Source organism: Allostigmatella hybrida, from assembly GCF_020103775.1.
Lineage (GTDB): Bacteria > Myxococcota > Myxococcia > Myxococcales > Myxococcaceae > Hyalangium > Hyalangium aurantiaca.
This window is the reverse complement of sequence record NZ_JAHXBH010000074.1, coordinates 1-1,314: the sequence shown is the minus strand read 5'-3', so window position 1 is coordinate 1,314 and position 1,314 is coordinate 1. Positions and strand designations below refer to the sequence as shown.

The following is a 1,314-nucleotide window of genomic DNA, read 5'->3' as shown; positions in this document are numbered from 1 at the left end:
GGTGCGAGCAGAACGGCGTCGACTACGTCTTCGGCCTGGCCCGCAACAAGCGGCTGGAGGGGATGATTGCGGCGGACCTGGAGTTGGTGCGCGCGGTGTCGCGCGAGGAGCGCGAGGGCGCGCCGACGCGGGCCTACCGCGAGCTGCGCTACCAGACACGCGACTCGTGGACGCGGGAGCGGCGCGTGGTGGCCAAGGCGGAGTGGCTGGGCGACAAGCACAACCCGCGCTTCGTGGTGACGTCCTTCTGCGAGCAGTCGCACCCGGCCCAGGCACTCTACGAGGAGCTGTACTGTGCCCGAGGCGACATGGAGAACCGCATCAAGGAGCAGCAGCTGGGCCTCTTCGCCGACCGGACCAGCGCCCACACGCTGCGCGCCAACCAGCTGCGGCTCTGGTTCTCGTCTGTCGCATACGTGCTGCTCAACCTGCTGCGCCACTTCGGCTTGAAAGGCACGGAGCTTGAGCGCGCGCAGGTGGGCACCCTTCGGCTCAAGCTGCTGAAGGTGGCTGCCCTCGTGCGCGTCAGCATCCGCCGCGTCGTGCTGTCCCTGAGCGCCGCAGCCCCGGTGAAAGACCTCTTCGCTCGCATCGCGGAGCAACTGCGCACCGTCCCTGCCCCTTCCTGACGCCCGCTGCTCTTTGACACTCTCGTGCAGGCCCAACTCCGGCGGGAGAGGGCCGCGCTTTGCCCGTTGCTGAAATCAGAACCGACACCAGGCAAGGCGCGAGGGCCTCGGCGGGCTCCGCTACGACACAGCCCTATGTCCCTGCCCGGTGTGACCGATCCGGGCTAGCCCGTGCAGTCAGGCACGACGGCGGCCCCCGGTACGCGGGACGGCCCGACGTGGACAGCCCCCTCAGCGCAGCGTGTCCCCTCCGCCCCCCGGATGCGCTCGGGTCGCCGCACCGCTTCGAGCGGCGCGGTTCCTCGCGCCTCACCGCATGGCGCCGCACCTCCTGGAGACAGGCCCGCAGCGTCGGACACTCGGCAGCCGCGAGCCTTTCACCCATGCAGGGGCCACACGAAGCACAGGCCCATCAGCGAGTGCAGGAGGGGCACCAGCCATGAACACGCCCCCTCTTGCTGCGGGCAACGTGCCCGAGTTTCTCACGGTGGAGGAAGCCGCCGAATTGCTGCGCGTGAACCGGAAGACTCTCTATGAGTCGATCCGACTCGAACAGGTGCCCGGTGTGGCTCGCATCGGCAAGACACTGCGCATCCGCCGCGCGGCCCTGCTAAGCCATCGGAAGAAAGTTCGTTCAGAGGTGCTTCGTTCTCAGGGGGCGAAGCGCCCGAGACAAGGCGCCTGG

The 1,314-nt window shown here is 68.8% G+C and carries 2 protein-coding genes; both read left to right on the top strand.

Features of this window, described 5'->3' with window-relative positions; genetic code table 11:
• Positions 1-629: transposase (locus KY661_RS37075; RefSeq protein ID WP_225414679.1), on the top strand; the 629-nt coding region annotated here is incomplete at its 5' end.
• A gap of 439 nt (positions 630-1,068) precedes the next feature.
• A partial coding sequence (locus KY661_RS37070) for a helix-turn-helix domain-containing protein (protein ID WP_398577293.1) occupies positions 1,069-1,314 on the top strand: 246 nt, incomplete at its 3' end.